The following is a 22,780-nucleotide window of genomic DNA, read 5'->3' on the forward strand; positions in this document are numbered from 1 at the left end:
GCCGCGCGTCGCCTCCGGAGCACGTCCATGATTTCCTTCATCCTTCGCCGATTGGCGAGTGCGGTGCCGACCTTGTTTATCGTCGTCACCATATCCTTCTTCCTGATGCGGTTCGCCCCTGGTGGCCCCTTCAACCTCGAGCGTCCTCTTCCGCCACAAACGATGGCGAACCTGATGAAGACATATCAGCTCGACCAGCCCCTTTGGCGCCAATACACGCACTATCTCAGCAATGCTGTGACCGGCGACTTCGGCCCGAGCTATGTCTATAAAGACAACAATGTCGCTGAATTGATCAGCAAGGGTCTGCCCTATTCGATGGAGCTCGGCTTCTACGCGCTGTTGCTTGCTCTCATCGGCGGCGTGACTGCCGGCACGATCGCCGCGCTCAGGCAGAACAGCATTCTCGATTTTGCGATCATGTCGGTCTCGACGATCGGCGTCACCGTGCCGAACTTCGTTGTCGGTCCGGTGCTCGTGTTGATATTCGCGGTCGGCCTTTCGTGGGTTCCCTCCGGCGGTTGGGGTGATGGATCGTTCCGCTCCCTGATCCTGCCGATGATTGCGCTGGCACTGCCGCAGGTTGCGGTTTTCGCGCGCCTGACACGCGGATCGATGATCGAGGCGCTTCACACCGACCACATCCGAACCGCCAGGGCCTACGGCCTACCTGCGCGAACGGTTGTGGTGACCCACGCGATGCGCGGCGCGATGCTGCCGGTCGTGTCCTATCTCGCACCCTGTGCCGCGGCGCTGCTGACCGGTTCGGCTGTCGTCGAGACGATCTTCACCATTCCGGGTGTCGGCCGTTACTTCGTCCTCGGCGCGATCAACCGCGACTATACGCTGGTGATGGGCACGGTCATTCTCGTTGCAATCTTCGTCATCGTTTTCAATCTCCTGGTCGACATTCTCTACGGCCTGCTCGATCCGAGGGTTCGCCATGACTGATATCGTCCAGACCCCGGTGGTGACACCGGAAACCAAGGGGCGCAGCCTCTTCCAGCTCGCCGCTATGCGCTTCAAGCGCAACCGTGCCGCCATGGCCGGTTGCGTGATGCTGGCACTGATCGCGCTGTTCTCGTTCTTAGGTCCGCTGTTTGTGCCGCATACCTATGACCAGGTGTTTCCGTCATACGTCACGAAAGCCCCCAGCCTCGAGCCGCGGCCCGACGTTTCGACGTTGCAGGGGGTGATGGAAGGCATCGCGACCCGCGCCCGCGTCACGCTCAAGGAGTTCAATCTCGAGGGTGAGACCTTCACCGCGACGATCACCTCGGAACAGCCGATCGATGCGCGCGCAACGCGCTATTTCGATCGCGCCAACGAGTTCCGCGACACCCAGGTGGTGGCAACGGAAGATGACGGCCGCACGCTGAAAGTGACCGGTCAGGTCGACCGGGAATACTTCCCCTTCGGCACCGATTCCAACGGTCGCGATCTTCTGGTCCGCGTCATGCTCGGTGGCCAGATCTCGATCGCCGTCGGCCTGCTGGCGAGCCTCGTTTCGCTCGGCATCGGCGTCGTCTACGGCGCGACATCGGGCTATATCGGCGGCCGCGTCGACAACGTCATGATGCGACTGGTGGAGATCATGTATTCTCTGCCCTTCGTCTTCCTCGTCGTCGTTCTCGTCGTGTTCTTCGGTCGCTCGTTCATCCTGATCTTCCTGGTGATCGGGGCGGTGGAATGGCTCGACATGGCCCGTATCGTGCGCGGCCAGACGCTTGCGCTCAAGCGGCGCGAGTTCGTCGGCGCCGCGCAGGCACTCGGCCTGACCGATTGGCAGATCATCCGCCGGCACATCATCCCCAACACGATCGGTCCGGTCATCGTTTTCGTGACCGTCGTCGTGCCCAAGGTGATTCTGCTCGAGAGCTTCCTCTCCTTCCTCGGCCTTGGTGTTCAGGCGCCGCTGACGAGCTGGGGTGCGCTGATCTCGGAAGGCGCAAACAACATCCAGTCGGCGCCGTGGCTGCTCATCTTCCCGGCCATCTTCTTCGTCCTAACGCTGTTCTCGCTGAATTTCGTTGGCGACGGCCTGCGCGATGCGCTCGACCCGAAGGATCGCTGACATGGCAGATACCAAGCAAACCATCCTGGCCGTTCGCGGCCTCAAGGTGAACTTCTCGACGCCTGACGGCACGGTCGAAGCGGTCAAGGGCATCGATCTCGACGTGCGAACCGGCGAAACGCTTGCGGTCGTCGGCGAGTCCGGCTCCGGCAAGAGCCAGACGATGATGGGCATCATGGGCCTGCTCGCCAAGAACGGTGAGGTCACCGGCTCCGCGCGTTACCGCGGGCAGGAGCTCGTAGGACTGCCGCCAAAGGCGCTGAACCAGGTGCGCGGCGCGAAGGTCACCATGATCTTCCAGGAACCGATGACCTCGCTCGATCCGCTCTATCCGATCGGCCGCCAGATCGCCGAGCCGATCGTTCATCATCGCGGCGGCTCGTTCAAGCAGGCTCGGGCACGTGTGCTCGAACTGCTCGAGCTTGTCGGCATCCCCGAGCCGGGGCGCCGTATCGACAGCTATCCGCACGAGCTTTCGGGCGGCCAGCGCCAGCGCGTGATGATCGCTATGGCGCTCGCCAACGAGCCGGATCTCCTGATTGCGGACGAACCGACGACGGCACTCGACGTGACGATCCAGGCGCAGATCCTCGATCTCCTGAAGTCGCTGCAGAAGCGCTTCGGCATGGCGATCGTGCTGATCACGCACGACCTCGGCATCGTCAAGCACTTCGCGGACCGCGTTGCGGTGATGCGGCGCGGCGAAGTGGTGGAAAAGGGCACGACGACTGACATCTTCGAGCGGCCGCAGGCCGACTACACGAAGATGCTGCTCGCGGCCGAGCCGAGCGGCCGCAAGGCGTCGCCGGCCGACAGCGCACCGATCATTCTCGAAGGGCGTGACGTCTGTGTCGACTACCAGATCGGCGGCGGTCTATTCCGTGGCGGCAAGTCTGTCTTCCGTGCGGTGGACAACGTCAATCTGCGCCTGCAAGAAGGACAGACGATCGGTGTCGTAGGCGAGTCCGGCTCGGGCAAGTCGACGCTCGGACGCGCGCTCCTAAGGCTCCTACCGAGCAGTGGTCACTACCGCTTCGGGACAAAGGATATTTCCAACTTCGATCGTGGGCAGATGCGGCCGCTGCGCCGGGCGTTGCAGCTTGTCTTCCAGGATCCCTACGGCTCGCTTTCACCCCGGCGCACCGTCGGCGAGATCATCACCGAAGGTCTCCACGTGCATGAGCCCGAGCTCAGCCGCGCCGACCGAGATCGCCGTGCGTCCGAGGCGCTGAAGGAAGTGGGGCTCGATCCCGCGTCCCGCAACCGTTACCCGCACGAGTTCTCGGGCGGCCAGCGGCAGCGCATCGCGATCGCCCGCGCAATGATCCTGAAGCCCAAGGTCGTCATTCTCGACGAACCGACCTCGGCGCTCGACCGCTCGGTGCAGGGTCAGGTAATCGAACTCTTGCGTGACCTGCAGCGCTCGCATGGGCTTTCCTACATCTTCATCAGCCACGACCTCTCGGTTGTGAGGGCGATGTCGGACTATGTGATCGTCATGAAGAACGGCAAGATCGTCGAGGAAGGCGAGACGGACGCGATCTTCGAGGCGCCGAAGCAGCCCTATACCAAGACGCTGATTGGCGCAGCCTTCAACGTCTGAGCCGGTAGCCAGCACCATTGACGGGGACGCGAGCGATCGCGTCCCCGTTTTTGTTTGCGGTCATTGCGGCTTTGATGCCCGCTCCGTCTAGAGCTCGCCATCGGTCGGGAAATCTGCAGCGACAAGCTTTTTATCGAGCCCGAACTTCTGCATTTTCTCGTAGAGCGTCTTGCGCGAAATGCCGAGAGACTCGTAGACCGGCTTCAGGGCGCCCCCATGCGCGGCAATGGCGCTGGCGATCAGGCCTTTTTCATAGGCTGCCACCTTATCGGCAAGCCGGCCGCTCTCTTCCTTCGCGGCCTCGAGCGGTGCTGAATCAAGCCCGAGCACCAGCCGCTCGGCGGCGTTGCGCAGTTCGCGCACATTGCCTGGCCAATCGCGCTCGGCCATTTCGGCCAGCATGGCTTGCGAGACCTCGACTTCATCGCGGCCATAGCGTGCCGCGGATTCCCTGACCAGTTGCAGGAAGAGCAGCGGGATATCGGCACGGCGCTGGGCGAGCGAGGGAACCCGAAGCGTTGCGACATTGAGGCGGTAGAGCAGATCGGCGCGGAAGCGTCCTGCGGCAACTTCCCTTTCGAGATCGACCTTGCTGGTGGCGATGAAGCGCACGTCGAGCGGCACGACTTCGTTCGATCCCAGGCGGGTGATGACGCGTTCCTGGAGGACGCGCAGGAATTTTGCCTGAAGGTCGAACGGCATCGAGCCGATCTCGTCGAGCAGGATGGTGCCGCCGCGACCATGCTCGAATTTGCCGTAGCGCGGGCGGATGGCGCCGGGAAAGGCGCCGGGCTCGTGGCCGAAGAGCTCGCTCTCGATCAGGTTCTCCGGCAGGGCCGCGCAGTTGATGGCGATGAACGGGCTGTTGGCGCGGGCGCTAAGATCATGCAGCGTGCGGGCCAGGACCTCCTTGCCGACGCCGGTATCGCCGATGATCAGCGTGTCGGCGTCGGCTGCGCCGATCGCGCGAATACGATAGCGCAGATCGACCATGACCTGGCTGCGGCCGGGGAGCCGCTGCTCGATGTCGTCGCGTTTTCCGGCGACGGCTTTCAGCCGGCGGTTTTCCAGAACGAGCGCACGCCAATCCAACGCCCGGCGAATGGTGCCGGCGAGCATCTGTGCCGCGAACGGCTTCTCGACGAAGTCATAGGCGCCTTCGCGCATCGCGCGCACGGCAAGCTGCACGTCGCCATGGCCGGTGACGAGGATGACCGGCACCTCGGCATCAATCTCTCGGATGCGCTGTAGCAGCGTCATGCCGTCCATGCCGGGCATGCGGATGTCGCTGATGACGACGCCGGCGAAGCTGTAGCTGATGAATTCCAGCGCAAGTTCGGCTGCGGCGAAGGGATCGACGCGGAAACCCGCCAGTTCCAGCGCCTGCGCGCTCGAATGGCGCACCTCCTCTTCGTCGTCGACGAGCAGGATCCGGCTCTCGATCATTCGGCAGCCTCCCGGGCATTGCTGTTTTCTGCGGCGAGTTCGATCCGGAACTCGGCACCGCCTTCCGCTAGGTTGGTTGCGACAAGACTGCCGCCGAAATCCTTGATAATGTTATAGGAAATCGAAAGGCCAAGGCCCAGCCCCTTACCGACGCCCTTTGTGGAAAAGAACGGATCGAAGATGCGCTCGGCAATCGCCGGCGCGACGCCAGGCCCCCGATCGCTGACCGTCAGCACCACCTTGTGGGCTTCCTGTCGAGCGCGAAGGCGAATGGTCCGGTCATCAAGCCCTTCGACCGCATCGGCCGCATTGGAGATGATGTTGACGAGTACCTGCTGCAGGCGCACGGAACCGGCACGCACGACGAGCGGTTTATCGCCGAGATCGATGTCGATGGTCGCCGCTGCGGCCTTCAGCCGAACCGATACGATCTCCATCGTATCGCGCACCACCTCTTCGACCGGAACCGGCCCAAGCTTTTCATTCGGCTTGCGCGCGAAATTTCGCAGATGCTTGCTGATCGCCGCCATGCGGTCGACGAGCCCGGAGATTCGGCGGATATTGTCGGTCGCCTCGTCGGAGCGACCACGTTCGATCAGCAGGGCCGCGCTGTCTGCATAGGTCTTGGCGGCGGCAAGCGGCTGGTTGAATTCGTGCGAGAGGGCCGCGGACATTTGGCCGAGACCTGCCAGTTTGCCGGCCTGGATCAGATCGGCCTGTGTCCGGCGCAACTGCTGTTCCGTCAGGCGACGTTCGGCGATCTCTTCCTCGATCTGGGCATTGACGCGCGCGAGGTCGGCTGTGCGTTCGTCGACACGGCGTTCGAGTTCGACCTGTGCTTCTGCCTGCATGGAGATGCGTTCGTTGAGCCGAGCACGCCGTTGCAGAATAATGGCCACGCCAAGGCCCGCAAGACAGATCAACAGCAGCGCGGCGGCGACGGTGGTCAGAGCTTGCGTATAGGCAGAGGCCGTATCCACGAGGACATTCACGGTCCAGTCGGCATCCGGCATATATTGCGAGAGCACGAGGTATTCGCGGCTCGAACCGCCGGAGGAGACGGTCATGAAGCGGTGGTCGGACGCGTTGCTCTCTGCCATTGGCAGCGGACGCAGGGTGGCGTCGGCGTAGCGCCTCGAGGCTTCGGTGCGCGCGAGGCGGTCTGAGGTCAGCGGCAGGATAGAGGAGTAGAGCCAGTCTGGGTCGCCGGACATGAAGATGATGCCTTCGGGATCGGAAACGAAGATCCTGTATTCCCCACCCTGCCACGAGGCTTCGATGCTTTCGACATCGACCTTGAAGACGATAACGCCGCGGATTTCGTCGCCGATCTGGATTGGCGAGCCGAAATAGTAGCCCCGCTTCAGCGATGTGGTGCCAAGCGCATAGAACCGCGACTGCTGTCCGCGAAGCGCTTCCTGGAAATAGGGCCGGTAACTGAAGTTCTGGCCGACGAAGCTCGTCGGCCCGTCATAGTTGCTGGCAGCGATTGTATCGCCGTCCGGCGTGATGACATAGATGTCGGAGGAGTGGAGCAGCGCGTTGATGTCTTTCAGATAGGTGTTCACCGCCTCCCTCAGTCGCCGATCACGCGGGCGGGTGACCAGTTCCTGAACGTCCTCGTGATCGGCGATCAGTGCTGGCAGCGCCTGATAGCGGTTGAGGTGACCATCGAGCGCCGTGACGGCGAGCCGGAGAGCGGTGGTGGCTTGAGCGGTCGCCTCGCGCAGATAGCTGTCTGTCGTGACCGCATAGCCTTTCCAGGCCAGCATGGTCGCAAGCAGCGGCAACAGCAGGAATCCAAGAGCCAAGCGAAATTTCACAGGTGTCCGCGCGCCTCCTCGCGTACTTACGGCAACATGCCGCGAGCCGATCTTATGCATCGGCGCAACCGGTCACAAGCGCAGCGCTGCCAGGCATATGATTGTTGACGAGTCTCTGGCGTCGTCAATGAAGTGTTGACAATGCGTTTGGCCGCCGCCGTCTTTCGCCGACGCCCGGATGAGCGCATCTATGACCCAACGGAGCGCCCGGTGGCGCCGGAGAGAAAGGATCACGGCAATGCTCAATCAGATTAAGGGTCTGCATCACGTCACTTCGATGGCCGACGATGCGCGCGAAAACAACCTGTTCTTCACTAGGTCGCTCGGCCTGCGCCGCGTCAAGAAGACGGTCAACTTCGACTCGCCGGACGTCTACCACCTCTATTACGGCGACGAAGCCGGCACGCCCGGCACAGTCATGACCTATTTCCCGTTCCCGAACATGCCGCGCGGCCGTGCCGGTACCGGTGAAGTCGGGACCACCGTCTTCTCCGTGCCGGAGGGTTCGCTCGGCTTCTGGCGGGATCGCCTGACGGCATCGGGGGTCTCCGGTCTCAAGGACGAAGAAACCTTCGGCGAGAAGCGCCTGAACTTTGCCGGCCCTGATGGCGACGGCTTCGCGCTCGTCGAGGTCAAGGACGATCAGCGCACGCCCTGGACGGAAGGCGGCATCTCGGCGGATCATGCGATTCGCGGCTTCCACTCCGCCGCACTCCGCCTTCGCGACGAAGGCGCGACGGCCGAATTGCTGAAGTTCATGGGCTATGAGGAGCTTGACCGCAAGGACGGCGTCACGCGTTTGATCGTGCCTGGCGGCAACGATGCGCGCGTCATCGACCTCGAGACGATGCCGAATATCGGTCGCGCTTCTCAGGGCGCCGGTTCGGTTCACCATATCGCCTTTGCCGTCGAAAACCGCGAAAAGCAGCTCGAAGTGCGCAAGGCGTTGATGGACACTGGCTACCAGGTCACCCCGGTCATCGACCGCGATTACTTCTGGGCGATCTACTTCCGCACGCCGGGCGGCGTGTTGTTCGAGATCGCCACCAACGAGCCGGGCTTCGACCGGGATGAGGATCTCGCTCACCTCGGCGAGGCGCTGAAGCTGCCGCAGCAGCACAAGCACCTGCGTCCGATCCTGGAAAGCCACCTGCAGAAGATCGACGACTAACACGTCGATGCAGGCAAGGCTCGCCGTTGCGGCGAGCCCTCGGGATCGGATCGTACGGAAAGGACCGTTCACAGTTTCGTCGAAACCGTGAATCTAACGCTTTGAAATCACGCAATCTCGGACGGGTGTTTGCCCGTTTCCGGAAATTGCTCCAGGAGACAAAAATGGTCGATCATGGCTACGTTCACAAACTGAAGGCCGGCAAGCCCGGCCAGCCGATCTTCTTCGTCTTTCACGGGACGGGCGGAGATGAAAACCAGTTCTTCACCTTCGCGTCCGAGCTTCTACCCGATGCGACGATCGTCTCGCCGCGTGGCGACGTGGCGGAATATGGGGCTGCGCGCTTCTTCAAGCGCACGGGCGAGGGCGTCTACGACATGGCGGATCTTGCCCGCGCCACGGAGAAGATGGCCGGTTTCGTCAAGGCATTGGTCGCGGAGCACCAGGCTTCGGAGGTGATCGGCCTTGGCTATTCCAACGGCGCGAACATTCTTGCCAATGTGCTGATCGAAGACGGTGTCTTCGACAAGTCGGTGCTCATGCATCCTCTGATCCCGTTCCGGCCGAAGGACAACGCGGGCCTCAAAGGGCGCCGGGTGTTGATCACGGCCGGCGAACGCGATCCCATCTGCCCGGCGCCGCTGACGCAGGCCCTGGCAGACTATTTCCAGGGGCAGGGCGTCGTAACGGAAACCGAATGGCACCCGGGTGGCCACGATATCCGCCAGACCGAGGTCGCCGCGATCGGGCGTTTCCTGAAAGCTTGACGCTATTCCAGCCGGCGGCGGAACAACCATGAGGCGGCCGAGAGGGTGACGATGGCGATCAGCAAGAGCGGGATCGTCTGGCGCACCACCTCGACCGCCGGAATGTCCTTTAGGAATACGCCCTTCACAATTACGAGGAAGTAGCGCAACGGGTTGACGTAGGTGATCGGTTGCAGCCACGAGGGCATGTTCTCGATCGGCGTCGCGAAGCCGGAGAGCAGCATTGCCGGCACCATGAAGAGGAATGCACCGAGGATCGCCTGCTGCTGTGTCATCGACAGCGCCGAGATGAACAGGCCTAGACCGACGACGGCGGCCAGGTAGAAGACTGCGCTGCCGTAGAGCAGGAACAGCGAGCCGCACAGCGGCACGCCGAAGATGAAGACGGCGGCCAGAATATAGATGGTGATGTGGAACAGGCCGATCATCATCGGCGGGATCAGCTTGCCGATCAGGATCTCATGCGTCCTCAGCGGTGAGACCATGAGCTGATCGAAAGTGCCGAGCTCGCGTTCGCGCGCGATCGATAGCGCGGTCACGATCAGGCCGATCAAAAGAGCGATGCTCGCCACCAGGTTCGGCACCATGAACCATTGATAGGTGAGGTTCGGATTGAACCAGTTGCGCGCTACGACCGTGACGGCGCCCGACGCCATACGCTTGCCGGCCGGAGTCTCGGCGGCAAGCGTTGCGACGATGCGACTGAGATAGCCGGAGACGATCTGCGACGCGTTTGAGCGGCGCCCGTCGAGGATGAGCTGCACCTTTGCCGGCCGGCTCCCCTCAATATCGCGCGAGAAGGTCGGGCCGATTTCGATCGCGGCAATGACCTTTTGGGTGTCGATCGCCACGCGCACCTCGTCAGGGCTGTTGGTGAAGCGGATGCTGCGGAAGGTCGGCGATCCCTGGATCTCCTGAACGAGATCCTGGCTCCAATGGCCGTTGTCTCGGTTCAGCACCAGGACGTCGACATTCGTCACTTCGAGCGTCGCGGCATAGGAAAACACCAGCAACTGCATGATCGGCGGCACGATCAGCACGGTGCGTCCCTTGGGATCACGCAGCACCGCCAGCAACTCCTTGACGATCAGCGCTTTGAGCCTTGTCCACCACATCTCAGCCAATCCTCTTGCGGGTGCTGCGGGCGGCGAGCGCAAAGAAGACGCAGCCGATCAGGAGCATGACGGCGATGGCGCGCGTGAACATCGGCCAGATGTCGCCGGCAAGGAACACGGTCTGCAGGCTTGGGATCAGATAACGCGCCGGCACGATGAGAGTGATCCATTGAATAACCGTCGGCATCGAATTGATTTCGAAGAGAAAGCCGGAGAGCAGGAACGCCGGCAGAAAGGCTGAGATCAGCGCGAGCTGCGAGGCGAGGAACTGGTTCTTCGTGGCCGCCGAGATCAGCAGGCCCTGGCCAAGCGCCGGCATCAGGAAGGTTGCCGAGAGCGCATAGAGTGCAGCGACCGAGCCGCGAAAGGGGACGCCGAACAGGAAGACGGCAAGCAGTACGCAGAGCGTCATCGAGGTAAGGCCGAGGATAAAATAGGGCAGCAGCTTTCCGGCCAGAAGTTCGGCGGCCGAGACGGGCGTCGCCATCATCGCCTCCATCGTGCCCCGTTCCCATTCGCGGGCGACGACGAGCGAGGTGAGCAGGGTCCCGACCAGCGTCATAACGATGGCGATTGACCCGGGCACAAGGAAATTCCGGCTGGTCAGCTCCGGATTGAACCAGAATCGCTGCTCGGCCGAAATTGCCGGCGGCCGGCCGGCGCCGTCGCTCAAGCGCTGGCGCTCCCAGTTGGCAAGGGTCGCCTGGGCGTAGTTTTGCACGAAGTTGGCGGTGTTGGGGTCCGAGCCATCGACGAGCACCTGCACCGTCGGATGGCGCCCGGCGGCAAAGTCCGCCGTGAAGCCGGCCGGAATCACGACGATGCCGCGCACGCGACCAAGCACCAGGTCTTCTTCGAATTCGCGCCGGTCGCGGCCGACCGTTACCTTGAAATAGCGTGACGCCTGGAAGCCGGCGGCGAGGTCGCGGGTCAGCGGTGCCTCCTCCTCGATGATGAGCCCGACGCGGGTCTGCGTCGTATCGAGCGAGACGCCGTAGCCGAAGAGAAACAGCAGGATCATGGGCAGCACGAAGGCGATCAGGATGCTGCTCGGATCGCGAACGATTTGATAGCTTTCCTTGCGCACGAGTGCGGCAAAGCGACGGGCTCTGGCGGCCCGGCTTTCGAGGTTGGCGGATTGCGCGCTCATGCCTCCTTTTCCTCCGACCCCTGGACCAGGGCGATGAAAGCATCCTCCATCGTCGGATCCGGAAGCTTGTCGCTGGCGACCTGTGCCTTCAGTTCGTCCGGCGAGCCGAGCGCGATCGACCGGCCGCGATAGACGAGCGAGATACGGTCGCAATACTCAGCCTCGTCCATGAAGTGGGTGGTGACGAGCACGGTCACGCCCTTTTCGACCAGCCCGTTGATATGGGTCCAGAACTCGCGCCGGGTGATGGGGTCGACGCCGGAGGTCGGTTCATCGAGAAACAGTGCTTCCGGCTCATGCAGCACGGCGCAGGCAAGGGCCAGCCGCTGCTTGAGCCCAAGCGGCAGATCCTTGGCCGACATGTCGAGCAGCCGACCGAAGGCGAAGATATCGGTCATCAGCTGGATGCGTTCGCGCTTGCGCGTGCCGGAAAGGCCGTAGACGCCGGCGAAGAAACTGAGGTTCTGCGCGACGCTTAGGTCGCCATAGAGCGAGAACTTCTGCGCCATGTAGCCAAGCCGGTTGCGCGCCTCTGCTGCGTCACGGCGCAGGTCGAAACCGGCAACGCGGCCTTCGCCGGCCGACGGTTTCAGCAGGCCGCAGAGCATCTTGAACGTCGTCGATTTGCCGGCGCCGTTCGGGCCGAGAAGTCCGAAGATCTGGCCGCGCGGAATGTCGAAGGTGATGTCGTCGGCGGCGGTGAAGTCGCCGAAACGTTTTGTCAGGCCGTGGGCCTCGATGACCGGCTTGCTGTCCTCCATCGTGAAAGGTGTCTGTGTTTCCGCCAGTTTCGAGCGGCCGCCGGGGCCGCCGCCGAGCATGTCGATGAAAGCATCCTCGAAGCGGGGCGGGGTGGTCGTTACGTCAGGCGCAGACGAGCCGTCGTCCGGTGTCGGCGGTTTTGTGTCCGGCTTCATCACCAGTCGGATTGCTTCACCCTGGATGACACCGTCGACGACATCGTCGTCATCGAGCAAGCGAGCGAGCTTCTGGCGGCGTCCATGCGCGATACCGGAAACCTTGAAGACGCGGTCGGCGACTCGAGCGGTCAGATCGGCGGGACTGCCGGCAAAAAGCAACTTGCCCTCGTTCAGCAGGAGAACGCTGTCGCAGGCCTCGGCTTCGTCGAGATAGGCCGTCGACCAGACGACGCCAATGCCCTCGGCCGTCAGGTTCTCGACCATCTTCCAAAGGTCGCGGCGCGAGATCGGATCGACGCCGACGCCCGGTTCGTCCAAGAGGAGCAAGCGGGGCTTGCGCAGGAGCGCACAGGCGAGACCGAGCTTCTGCTTCATGCCGCCGGAGAGTTTGCCGGCAAGCCGTTCGGTAAAGCGCTTGAGATCGGTGAATTCCAGCAGTTCGTCGAAGGTCGCGGCTCGCTCGGCAAGCGGCAGGCCGCGCAGATCGGCGTAAAGGTTCAGGTTCTCCTGTACGGAAAGATCTTCATACAGGCCGAAGCGCTGCGGCATATAGCCGATCGCCGCTTGGATGTCGGCGGCTTTGGTCACAATGTCGAAACCGAGAACCTCGACCTTTCCCTTGTCCGGCACCATCAGCCCGGTCATCAGCCGGATCAGCGTGGTCTTTCCCGCGCCATCAGGACCGACGAGCCCTGTGATCCGTCCGCCGAGGATTTCGCCATCGATGTGGTCGAGCGCCGGCGGGGCATCGCCGAAACGCTTGACCACGTCCATTATCCGGACGAACGGCGCGTTCTCGTTCATTGTTTTGCCTCTGCGGCGTCAGGCAAGTGCACCGTCACCGGCATGCCCTGCCTGAGATCGGGCCCCGGCTTGTCGACCACGATGCGCAGGCGGTAGACGAGATCGGTCCTGAGTTCTGGCGTTTCCACCGACTTCGGGGTGAACTCGGCGACGGGCGAGATGAAACCCACCGTCCCCTTATAGGGGCGATCCGGTGCACTGTCTGACGTGATTTCGACAGCCATGCCCGGATGCACTCGGCCAAGATCCGGTTCCGCGACATAGGCCCGGACCCAGACGGGTTCGTTGAGCGAGACGACATAGACCATGTCGGACGGCGCGACGATGGCGCCGACTTCGCGCACCCGGGACAGAATGGTGCCCGCGTTTGGCGCAAGCAGGCGGGTATCGGCAAGCGACGTGCGGGCACTTTCGAGCTTGGCTTCGGCTGCGAGCACCTGTGCCTGACCCGCCTCGATGTCCTCAATCCGGCTTCCCTCTACGATGAGCGCGAGCCCCTCGCGGGCGGAGGTGGCCCGTGCAGCCGCGGCAGCCCTGTTGGCGCTTGCCTCGTCGAGGTTGGCCTGAGAAATGGTGCCGTTCGGACGCAGTTGCCGCGCGCGTTCATAGGCGAGGTTGGCATTTTCCAGGTCGGCCAGACGCTCCTCATGAGTGGCGCGCGCCTGGGCGATTTCGGTCGGGCGGGCGCCCGCCTTCAGTTTTGCAAGATTGGCCTTGAGCGCGCCGAGTTCGGCTTCGGCCGCGGCCACTGCCTGTTCGAACGGAACGGCGTCAAGGGTCGCAAGGACATCGCCGGGCTTCACCGCGTCGCCTTCGTCGACGCTAAGGCTCGCTATACGGCCATTGACGCGGAAGCCGAGAGAGACTTGGCGGATGTCGACATTGCCGTAGAGAACCGAGGCTCGCTCCGTGCCCGTCCAGCCGAGCCGCTGGGGGACGTCGAACCACCACGCACCGGCAGCACTGCCAGCGAGCAACAGAAGGGCGATTGCCGGCTTGTTCATGGCTGGGCCTCCTTCTCGCCGCCAAGTGCCGCGACAAGCTCGGCGACGTGCCGACGCAGAATGTCGAGTTCGTCGGGGCCAACGACCTGCCAGCTCATCTGCCGGAGCATGGCCGCATGGGCCATCCGGAAGACGAGGATGCTGCCGACGAAGGAGAGGGTCTTCAGCCGGACATGCTCGGACTGCGGTGGTTCACCGAGAATTGTCGCAACCAGCCTGCTGGCCATGCCGATCATCGGGCCCATGACATTGGCGTAGACCCGTTCGAAGGCTTCGGTTGGCTCCATCTGTTCGCGGATGATGAAGCGCGCCCAGCTTTCGGATTGCCGGCTGACGAAGATAGCGACCATGCGCTGCGCCATCTGGGTCAGGAGATCCCGGGCTTCCTCAGCCGACATTGCCTTGCCTTCGCTGTCGAGGCGGGCAAGACGCTCGAGGATCGCGTTTCTGAGATCGCCGACATGTCCAACGATAATTGATGCAAGATGCTCGGCGGCGGCGATGTAGAGGCCTTCCTTGCCGCCGAAATAATAGGGGATCGCCTGCAGGTTTACGCCGGCAGTCTCCGCGAGCCTCCGCGTGCTGGCGCCGTCGAAACCGTAGCGGCCGAAGACATCGATGGAACTCGTCAAAAGCTTTTCACGCGTGACATCGCCGCGGTCCTGCTTGGGTGCTTGGGTCGAGGTTTTGTTTTTCATCATGTCCTCAAATTACATCACTCCATTGATTAAGTCAATCGAATGAATTTGTGTTGCCCGATTGCGCGGCTTCTGGTCCGGGCCATGGGCGGACCAGCGAAGCGTTCGCGGCTCACGGCAGAGCGAGGTTGGCCATACGGCGTAGACCGTTGCGCATGGCGCCTAAGGACGGCGCGCGATCACAAGGGGATGGGGGGTGCATATACTGCCGGATCGGCCAATTGGCGGAGCCTAGACCGCCGCAGAGAAATCTATCGAGATCTTAGTGCCGCGCTCCGGGGCGGTATCGACCGCGATGATCGCCTGGTGGAGCTCGCTGATGCGCCGGACAATCTTCAGGCCGAGCCCGAGCTGACCGGAACTCTTCACGTAGCCGAGGTCCTCGTGGTGTTCGGGCAAGTCGACGAGCCCATTGCCATTGTCCTCGACGGAGACAACCGGGCCGGGACCGCAGGCGAGAACGATCCGCGTGCCCGGCGGATTGTGCTTCACAGCGTTCTCAATCAGGTTTCGCAGCATGTTCTCGACGAGCGCCGGGATCGCGGTGACCGGCGGCGTGCCTTCGTCGACGAATTCGAGAGACTTGTCGTGGTCGAAGACGAACGGCGCGATGGCTTCCGCAACGGCGGCTCCGATTTGCGACAGGCTGGTGCGCTGGTAGGCGGAGGGATCGACTGCATCGGCACGCGCCAGAGAGGTGAGCTGCTCCAGGATATGGGTCAGGGCGTCAAGGTCCCTTTCGGCATTGCGGGCCCTTGGGTCGTTAATGCGGCTCAGTTCCATCTTGGCGATCGAGACCGGCGTCCGGATCTCGTGAGCGATCGAGGAGGAGAACAGCTTCTGCGACTGAATGAGATCGGCAACGCGCGTGAGCATGCGATTGACCGCGGTGACCAGGCGGGCGATCTCCTGCGGCATCCGCGTCAGTGGCAGGCGTGCATTGCTGTCGCGCGGGTCTAGTCCATCGGCAGCCTGGGCCGCCATGGCGACGGGCTTGAGCGCGCTGCGAATGGACCAGATCGTAGCACCGATGACGAGGCAGAACATCAACGTCATCGGTACGATCATCGAATCGAACATCTCATGCAGCAGGGCGCCGTACATGAAGCCGTTCGGATCGTTGAGGATCGCAAGTTCGATGAGCACGGTCGTCCCGTTCCGTTCGAAAGACTGGCCGCCGGCGACGCTGAAGGGCTTGCCGGGAGCGATCAGCCGCTTCCAGAACTGCGGTGCATCCATGCTGACGGGCAGGAAATGCTGGGCGCATTCGCTCGTGCAGTTCGAATAGACGATCACGCCTGAAGCTGTGCGGATGCGCAGGAAGATCGAGCCATCGTCGTCATGGCGGTCCTGATAGCGCTCGCGCATCTCGTGATTGGGTTCGTAGCTCGCCACGCCATCGCGGACCTGGACATAACCGGCCAGGTTTTCGGTTTCCTGCTGGAGCATGAGAACGCTCAGCTTGTCGTCGTCGAACCAGTAGTCGGCAAAGACGACGCCGATCTGGATTGCCATAGCAATCAGCGAAAAAGCGATGATGCGGCGGGCGACGATGCCGATCAGCGAAGGGTTGCGGGGCTTCATGAGGCGCGCCTGAGCAGATAGCCGATACCACGCACGGTCTCGATCTGTACGCCGGTGTCAAGCGGCTGCAGGCGCTTGCGCACGCGTGATACCGCGAGCTCGAGCGCATTGGGCGTCACTTCCTGGCCGTATTCGGAAAGTGCCGTTTCGAGTTTGCGCTTTGGCACGACGCGGCCGACTTCCCGCATCAGGATTTCCATCAGCGAACGCTCGCGCGGCGGCAACGGCACTACGATGCCGTCACAAGTAAGGTCTGCGGTTGCCGGGTCATAGCGCAAGGCGCCAGCCTCCAGCACCGGCTGGACCGCTTGCGGGTTGCGCCTCAGCATCGCACGGCAACGGGAGAGAAGCTCCCGATGATGGAATGGCTTTACGAGATAGTCATCAGCACCGGCATCGAGCCCGGCAATACGCTCGTCGACTGATCCCTTGGCGGTGATGATCAGCACAGGCAGCCCCGGATAGTCGAGCCGGAGGCGACGAAGCAGAGACAGGCCGTCGCCGTCGGGCAAGCCGAGATCGAGCAATACGAGATCGTGCTCCCGCCCGGCGATTGCCGTTTCGGCGTCCGCAACGGTTGAAACGGAATCGAGGCGCCAGCCAGCGTCCCGCATGGTTTCTCCGACCAGTTCTACCAGTCGCGGGCTGTCTTCAACCAGGAGCAGGCGCATTGAATCGTCTCGATATTACAGGGGCCGCTGCCGACCATATGGGCTTTCGCTTGGGCTGCCAACTCCCGGTCGCAAAACCCACCACCGCGTGCATGAAGCGGGCAATGAGCAATCTTGACGGGGTTTCGACAGCTTGCACGTCGTATCTCGACCGGTGAGGGGGAGGGTGCAACTGAACAGGTGGCCGTATTGCGGTCTCCACTTCCACTGAATGCTCGCGCCTGTATTGACCATCTCAGATGATCGCGCAGTCGCCGCTGGAGACGACCGCATTGATTTTTTCGAGAATTCGCCGGCCAGAGATCGGTAGTATCGCTCTGAGCGCGCTTGTCAGCGCCTATCTGCTTCTTGTCAGCAACAAATCCTTCTGGACGCACACGTTTGCCTATTTCAACGATTCCGTCGTGGCGCTTGTGTCCTTCAGCGTGGCACTCTGCCTCCTGACCTTTGCTGGGCTTACGACCGCTTCCGTCAAATATGTGATGAAGCCGGTGGTGATCTTCTTCATCATGGTGTCGGCGTCGGCTTCCTATTTCATCGATACCTTTGGCGTCATCATCGACAAAGACATGATCGGCAATGCGGCCGTGACGACGCAGGCCGAAGCCGGCCACCTGCTGACCGGCAGCCTGGCGATGCACCTGCTGCTCTACGGTCTGCTTCCCGCGCTTCTCGTCATGTCGGTCAAGGTCCGCCGTCGCCCCTTTCTTGCCAATGCCGCGATCAATCTTGCGGTGATCATCCCCTGCCTCATCGTCAGCGGTGGGCTGGTCTATGCCAATTTCGCGAACGTCGCCTACGTGATCCGCGAGCACAAGGACCTGATGAAGCGGTTCAATCCGACGGGGCCGGTCTCGGCGGCCGTGCGGTATGCCGCGTCGACCTACAAGGAGCGCAACATCGTCGTGCAGCCGCTCGGCACCGACGCCCGCCAGGGCTCGCGGATTGCGGCGGCCGGCAAGCCGGTGGTCGTTGTCGTCGTTGCCGGCGAGACCGCGCGCGCAATGAACTTCTCTTTGAACGGCTACGCACGGGAGACCAATCCGGAACTGAAGGCGCTGGGCGTCGTGAACTATACGGACACCACGAGTTGCGGCACGGCAACGGCGATTTCGCTTCCCTGCATGTTCTCCGTCTATCCGCGCAATGAATACAGCGACTGGAAGGCGCGTTCGACGGAAAATCTGATGAACGTGCTGACGCGTGCCGGCGTCTCGACCACCTGGTGGGACAACAACACCGGCAGCAAGGGCATTGCCGATCTCATCAACTTCGCCAGCATGACCAACCAGAAGAACAGCCCTCTGTGCAAGAACGGCGAATGCCTGGATGAAATCTTCCTCGGCGAACTCGACAAGAAGCTCCAGGCGACCACATCGAACAGCGTGATCGTCCTGCACCAGCTTGGCAGCCACGGTCCTTCCTACTATCTGCGCTATCCTGAAAAGTTTCGCCGGTTCACGCCGGATTGCCGCACGCCGGAACTGATGAAGTGCTCGGTTGCCGAGATTACCAACGCCTACGACAATTCGATCCTTTACACCGACTACGTGCTGGCGAGTGTTGCCCGTCTCCTGGAGAAGCACCAGGCCCGCGTCGCCGGCGCGATGATCTATATGTCCGACCACGGTGAGTCGCTCGGCGAAAACGGTATCTATCTGCACGGTGCGCCCTACGCGATTGCCCCGCGGGAACAGACGCAGGTACCATTCGTCGCCTGGTTTTCGAGGCCCTATCAGGCGACCATGGGGGTCGATACCGCCTGTCTCGACAAGGACACGGCGCAGCCGAAGTCGCACGACAACCTCTTCCATACCGTTCTCGGCATGATGAACGTCGAGACGAAGGTCTACAGACGTGACCTCGACGCTTTCGCAAATTGCACGCGGAAGCCGGCCGGTGGCCCGATCTTCCAGTCGGCAGATACGGCCAACGATCTGCCGGCCAATACAACGCGCGCCGTCGCATTGCCGGGCGCACTGTGAGCACCCGCGACCGCTTGCCGCGATTTTTCCGGGTTCTCGGGAACAAAAGCGCGTTTCGACACTTCCTTGCTTACATGTCCTCGACTCCGCGCGGACGGTCCGCGACCCCTTTTGCCATATTAGTCCGGTGGACAGAGGCGCCAATCCGTACGCAGGAGGATTAGATGCGCATCGTCGGTATACAGGTTTCCCCGGAAAGAGCCGGTCGAGTTGGATTTAGCGTCGAGTTCGTCGGCGATGGCGGGGAAGTTGTGACCGTGATGTGCCCGCAGGATGATGCCGGCTCCTTGAACCGGCTCAACGCCATCGCAAAGGCAAAGGAAATGCTCAGAACGGCGCTCGACGCAGACGAAGCGCTTCAGGCTGCGGGCGGTGCGCAGGGCGCCTTCCGCGGACCGCTGCCGAATGCACGTCACGCGCATGATCGGGATGCGATGGAAGAGCAGCTCGACGAGGGGCTCGAGGATACATTTCCGGCGAGCGACCCGGTATCGATCGCCGCTTCGACGATCGCAAAGGGCCATTCCCGCCGCTGACGGCTCAGCGACGGTACCGCCTGTTCCGAGTGACGGCGAATATGGCTTTCGCGATTTCGCTCGAAGGCGTACCTCCGCCCAGTTTCGGCCATCTCGGCGGATTACCGGAAAAATTGTCGGGCACTTTGACGTGAGTCGGTTGTTTCAATCGACATCGCGCGCATACGTTTCGGCGAAAGACTTGTTATAGTGTTTTGATTTATCGATATTTTCCCCCTGGATCAGCCCAGTTCGAGGGGGTGGAGTATGTGTGGAGAGTAGACACATGGCCGGCCGGCAACTCACCTTCGCTATCGGCGACATTCATGGTTGCCTCGACCAGTTGCGCGTGCTTTTGCGCGAGATTGAAACCTATGCGCCGGCGGGCAGGGTCATTTTTCTCGGCGACTTGATCGATCGGGGGCCGGACAGCCGTGGTGTCGTCGAGTTGGTCATGGCCGGTCCGTCAAAACCCGGTTGGACCTGGATGACACTCAAGGGCAACCATGAAGAGATGTTGTGGGGCGCCAGCAGCGGCGAGAGCGACGTTGATTGGTGGCTCATGAACGGTGGCCAGGAGACGCTGGTCTCCTACAATGGCGTCGTTCCCGGTCGGCATCTGAAGTGGATCAAGGAGCTTCCCACGATCCTTGTCGAACGGCATCGCATTTTCGTGCATGCGGGTATCGATGAGACCTTGCCGCTCGAACAGCAAGGCGACGAGATCTTCCTCTGGATCCGGCGACCAGAGGACTATTCGGGCGAGTACTTTGGAAGACATCTCTGCCATGGGCATACACCCAGCATGGCCAATCCGCGCACGATCGGAAACCGGACCAATGTCGATTCTGGCGCGGTCTTCAGTGGCGTGTTGTCCTGTGCCGTCTTCGACGACGATCAGCCTGGTGGCCCGATCGATTTCCTCATGACGACGCAGATCCAGGCCGCAAGCTAAGCGACATCGCTGGCGGTTGCGGCGCGAATGGCATTGTGCGTCCGGCCGTCCGGTAGTAGGTGTGCCTTCTCCATAGGGCGATGTTGCTGCCGCCCGTTTCACCACCTCAGGGGATTGCTTTGGACGCTGCGCCTTCATCCGTGTTCACGAAGAATTTTGCTGCCCTGCTGTTCGATATGGATGGCACCTTGTTGAACTCCATGGCCGTCGTCGAACGTGTCTGGGGCGCCTGGGCGGTGCGCAACGGGATCGATCCGATCGAATTCATAAAGACCGTTCACGGCGTCCGTGCCGTTGATACGATCCGCAACCTCGAACTGCCTGATGTCGATCCGGAAAAGGAAGCCTATGATCTGGCGCTCGCAGAGATCGCCGATGTCGAGGGCATCGTCGAAATCCCCGGTGCCGTCGCCTTCCTGAATTCACTGCCGCCGCAGAAATGGGCGATCGTCACGTCCGCGCCGCTGGACTTGGCAGTGCGCCGCCTTGCTGCTGCCGGTATCCCGACCCCGCAGTTGATGATTACGGGCGAAGATGTTTCCGTCGGCAAACCCGATCCGCAGGGATACCGGATGGCGGCCGAGCGCCTGGGTGTGCGACCGGAGGATTGCCTCGTCTTCGAAGACGCGCCGGCGGGTATTTTGGCGGGCCTTGCGGCCGGCGCCGACGTCGTCGTCGTTACCGGCGCACACGCGGCTGCGGAAGGTACTCCGCACCTGACGCTTGATCGCTATCACGAGATCGAGGTGGAACTCGCAAGCGACGGCATGCTGTCGCTGCGTCAAACATTCTGAAAGCCGAAGGTCGGTGATGACCTTCGGCCTCCCATTCGAACTCAGGCGTTGAGCCAGCATTTCGTCAGCGCGTGGCCGCCCATCAGTTCGCCGTTCGGATCGTCGACCCAGCCGCCGACCTTGTCGCTCGTAGCGTCGATGTAGTTGTTGAACATCGGCACGATGACCCCGCCCTCGTCACGCAAAATCATCGCCGACTGGCGATAGAGCGCCTTGCGCTTGGCTGTGTCGAGTTCGCCGCGCGCAGTGAAGATCAGCCTGTCGAAATCCTCGCGGAAGAAGCGCGTGTCGTTCCACTCTGCCTTCGATAGGTAGGCGATGGAATAGACCTGGTCCTGCGTCGGCCGCCCGGTCCAGTAGGACATGCTGAAGGGCTGCTTGTTCCAGACATCCGACCAGTAGCCGTCGCCCGGTTCGCGCTTCAGGTCGATGGTGATCCCGCATTTGGCGGCGCTCATCTGGAAAAGCTGCGCCGCGTCGACGGCGCCTGGGAAGGCGACGTCCGAAGTTCTCAGCAGAACCGAGCCGCTGTGGCCGGACTTCTTGTAGTGAAACTTTGCCTTGTCCGGATCGAATGCCCGCTGTTCGATGTCGTTGTCGAAGAGCGGATAGCCCTTGATCATCGGCGTGTCGTTACCGACGGTGCCGTAGCCGGCGAGCACCTTGGCGACCATCTCTTCGCGGTCGACGGCGTATTTCAGTGCCAGGCGCAGGTCGTTGTTGTCGAAGGGTGTCGTGTTGCAGTGGGCGATGAAGACGTAGTGACCCTTGCCCGGCACGTTGCGGATGACGACGCCCGGCAGACGCTGGATCAGGGCCACAACCTTGGGCTCGATGCGGTTGATCATATGGATCTGGCCGCTCTGCAGGGCGGCGGTGCGTGCCGTCGAATCGTTGATGACGGCGATCTCGATCTGGTCGGCATGGCCGCGCTCGGCGGACCCCCAATAGCCTTCGTGGCGTTGGGCGATGTGTTTCACGCCCGGCTCATTGGAGACCACCTTGTAAGGCCCGGTGCCGATGCCCGCCGTCGGATCGTCCTTGCCACCATTTGGCTGGATCATCAGGTGATAATCGCTGACGACATAGGGCAGGTCGGCGTTCGGTTGGCGAAGCGTGATGACGACGCTGTCGCCATCTGCCTTGATCGTCTCGAATTCCTGGACGAAGGGCAAGGCCGCCGACTTGGAATCGGCATCGCCGTGACGCTCGAGTGTCGCCACCACGTCCGCCGGGGTCAGTTCCTTGCCGTTGTGAAAGGTGACGTCCTTGCGGATCTTGAAGCGCCAGGTCTTGGCGTCGGGTGTTGCCTCATAGGATTCGGCGAGCCGATATTCGATCTCGCCGGCCGGAGATACCTCGAGCAACTGTTCTCCCCAGCAGCGCCCAAGTGTGTAGGGGACCTGGCTTGCCCATGTCGCGGGGTCGAGGCTGTTCGTCGACTCCCCGCCGACGAGGCCGGCCTTCAGTGTTCCCCCTTTGACGGGCCCGGCCGCTCGGGCTGCCTGGCCGAGCAGCAAATTCGCCGACGCGACCGTAACGCCGAGTGCTGCGGCTCGCCCAAGAAACTCCCGTCGCGACAGCCGCCCTGAGGCCACCTGTTGGCTCATGAATTCCAGTTCTCTTGGCATGGCTCACTCCCTCCCTTGTAAGACCCGCCCGGCGCACCGGTATCGTTGCAGGATATTGGAGGCAGATATC

Annotated in this window: 19 protein-coding genes; 9 read left to right on the forward strand and 10 right to left on the reverse strand. The window is 62.2% G+C overall.

The features are described 5' to 3' along the window. The first annotated feature begins 27 nt into the window (after window positions 1–27). The 3 genes from oppB to ACTJKE_RS07680 are packed head-to-tail and all read left to right on the forward strand — an operon-like array spanning window position 28 to window position 3,677. Entirely contained in the window at window positions 28–951 is a 924-nt protein-coding gene (oppB, locus tag ACTJKE_RS07670; protein WP_057248531.1) for an oligopeptide ABC transporter permease OppB, read from the forward strand. After that, window positions 944–2,074: an ABC transporter permease gene (locus ACTJKE_RS07675; RefSeq protein ID WP_057248530.1), complete on the forward strand. Its 1,131-nt coding sequence runs from the start codon at window positions 944–946 to the stop codon at window positions 2,072–2,074. Before oppB ends, ACTJKE_RS07675 begins: the two co-directional genes overlap by 8 nt. 1 nt (window position 2,075) lies before the next feature. Beyond that, window positions 2,076–3,677 (forward strand): ABC transporter ATP-binding protein, encoded by a 1,602-nt coding sequence (locus ACTJKE_RS07680; RefSeq protein ID WP_440691602.1) that lies wholly within the window; start codon window positions 2,076–2,078, stop codon window positions 3,675–3,677. An 87-nt stretch (window positions 3,678–3,764) separates the two neighbouring features. On the opposite strand, the gene ACTJKE_RS07685 is transcribed toward ACTJKE_RS07680, so the two are convergent. Next, window positions 3,765–5,123 carry a sigma-54-dependent transcriptional regulator gene (locus ACTJKE_RS07685; RefSeq protein ID WP_058326322.1) on the reverse strand — a complete coding sequence of 453 codons (1,359 nt, stop codon included), beginning with the start codon at window positions 5,121–5,123 and terminating at the stop codon, window positions 3,765–3,767. Further along, on the reverse strand, window positions 5,120–6,946 hold the full coding sequence (locus ACTJKE_RS07690; RefSeq protein ID WP_440637294.1) for a sensor histidine kinase: 1,827 nt from the start codon (window positions 6,944–6,946) through the stop codon (window positions 5,120–5,122). The genes ACTJKE_RS07685 and ACTJKE_RS07690 overlap by 4 nt, the downstream gene beginning before the upstream one ends. 238 nt (window positions 6,947–7,184) lie before the next feature. Here ACTJKE_RS07690 and ACTJKE_RS07695 point away from each other — a divergent pair, with 238 nt between their 5' ends. Together ACTJKE_RS07695 and ACTJKE_RS07700 are read left to right on the forward strand one after the other, a co-directional pair. After that, window positions 7,185–8,117, forward strand: a complete 933-nt coding sequence (locus ACTJKE_RS07695; protein WP_440637296.1) for a VOC family protein — start codon at window positions 7,185–7,187, stop codon at window positions 8,115–8,117. A 164-nt stretch (window positions 8,118–8,281) separates the two neighbouring features. After that, window positions 8,282–8,884, forward strand: a complete 603-nt coding sequence (locus ACTJKE_RS07700) for an alpha/beta hydrolase (RefSeq protein WP_440660581.1) — start codon at window positions 8,282–8,284, stop codon at window positions 8,882–8,884. A 2-nt stretch (window positions 8,885–8,886) separates the two neighbouring features. Here ACTJKE_RS07700 and ACTJKE_RS07705 read toward each other — a convergent pair whose 3' ends face one another. From ACTJKE_RS07705 to ACTJKE_RS07735, 7 genes are all read right to left on the reverse strand, one after another. Continuing rightward, a complete protein-coding gene (locus ACTJKE_RS07705) occupies window positions 8,887–9,999 on the reverse strand; it encodes an ABC transporter permease (protein ID WP_440691604.1) in 1,113 nt (370 codons plus the stop codon). A 1-nt stretch (window position 10,000) separates the two neighbouring features. Continuing rightward, entirely contained in the window at window positions 10,001–11,149 is a 1,149-nt protein-coding gene (locus ACTJKE_RS07710) for an ABC transporter permease (protein ID WP_440660579.1), read from the reverse strand. Then, on the reverse strand, window positions 11,146–12,873 hold the full coding sequence (locus tag ACTJKE_RS07715; RefSeq protein ID WP_440660578.1) for an ATP-binding cassette domain-containing protein: 1,728 nt from the start codon (window positions 12,871–12,873) through the stop codon (window positions 11,146–11,148). Before ACTJKE_RS07715 ends, ACTJKE_RS07710 begins: the two co-directional genes overlap by 4 nt. Then, window positions 12,870–13,877: a secretion protein HlyD gene (gene hlyD / locus ACTJKE_RS07720; RefSeq protein WP_440660577.1), complete on the reverse strand. Its 1,008-nt coding sequence runs from the start codon at window positions 13,875–13,877 to the stop codon at window positions 12,870–12,872. Before hlyD ends, ACTJKE_RS07715 begins: the two co-directional genes overlap by 4 nt. Further along, the gene (locus tag ACTJKE_RS07725) at window positions 13,874–14,578 is read right to left on the reverse strand and encodes a CerR family C-terminal domain-containing protein (protein ID WP_440660575.1); all 705 of its coding nucleotides are present in this window, start codon (window positions 14,576–14,578) and stop codon (window positions 13,874–13,876) included. The genes hlyD and ACTJKE_RS07725 overlap by 4 nt, the downstream gene beginning before the upstream one ends. A gap of 228 nt (window positions 14,579–14,806) precedes the next feature. Next, window positions 14,807–16,159 (reverse strand): sensor histidine kinase, encoded by a 1,353-nt coding sequence (locus tag ACTJKE_RS07730; protein WP_058326313.1) that lies wholly within the window; start codon window positions 16,157–16,159, stop codon window positions 14,807–14,809. Continuing rightward, a complete protein-coding gene (locus ACTJKE_RS07735) occupies window positions 16,156–16,830 on the reverse strand; it encodes a response regulator transcription factor (protein WP_065374799.1) in 675 nt (224 codons plus the stop codon). Before ACTJKE_RS07735 ends, ACTJKE_RS07730 begins: the two co-directional genes overlap by 4 nt. A gap of 272 nt (window positions 16,831–17,102) precedes the next feature. Between ACTJKE_RS07735 and ACTJKE_RS07740 the strand changes: the two genes are divergently transcribed. The 4 genes from ACTJKE_RS07740 to ACTJKE_RS07755 all read left to right on the forward strand — a co-directional run bounded on the left by ACTJKE_RS07740 (window position 17,103) and on the right by ACTJKE_RS07755 (window position 21,079). After that, complete coding sequence (locus ACTJKE_RS07740; protein WP_440660573.1) at window positions 17,103–18,815, forward strand: phosphoethanolamine transferase; 1,713 nt, start codon at window positions 17,103–17,105, stop codon at window positions 18,813–18,815. Between the two features lie 164 nt (window positions 18,816–18,979). Beyond that, a complete protein-coding gene (locus tag ACTJKE_RS07745) occupies window positions 18,980–19,351 on the forward strand; it encodes a hypothetical protein (protein ID WP_440660572.1) in 372 nt (123 codons plus the stop codon). A gap of 265 nt (window positions 19,352–19,616) precedes the next feature. Next, window positions 19,617–20,285: a metallophosphoesterase family protein gene (locus ACTJKE_RS07750; protein ID WP_058326309.1), complete on the forward strand. Its 669-nt coding sequence runs from the start codon at window positions 19,617–19,619 to the stop codon at window positions 20,283–20,285. Between the two features lie 80 nt (window positions 20,286–20,365). Further along, on the forward strand, window positions 20,366–21,079 hold the full coding sequence (locus tag ACTJKE_RS07755; protein ID WP_440637306.1) for an HAD family hydrolase: 714 nt from the start codon (window positions 20,366–20,368) through the stop codon (window positions 21,077–21,079). Between the two features lie 41 nt (window positions 21,080–21,120). Here the strand turns inward: ACTJKE_RS07755 and ACTJKE_RS07760 are convergent, their stop codons facing one another. Further along, a complete protein-coding gene (locus ACTJKE_RS07760; protein WP_113511582.1) occupies window positions 21,121–22,710 on the reverse strand; it encodes an ABC transporter substrate-binding protein in 1,590 nt (529 codons plus the stop codon). Window positions 22,711–22,780: the final 70 nt, after the last annotated feature.

The sequence above is a fragment of the Ensifer sp. 22521 genome, from assembly GCF_052044795.1.
GTDB lineage: Bacteria > Pseudomonadota > Alphaproteobacteria > Rhizobiales > Rhizobiaceae > Ensifer.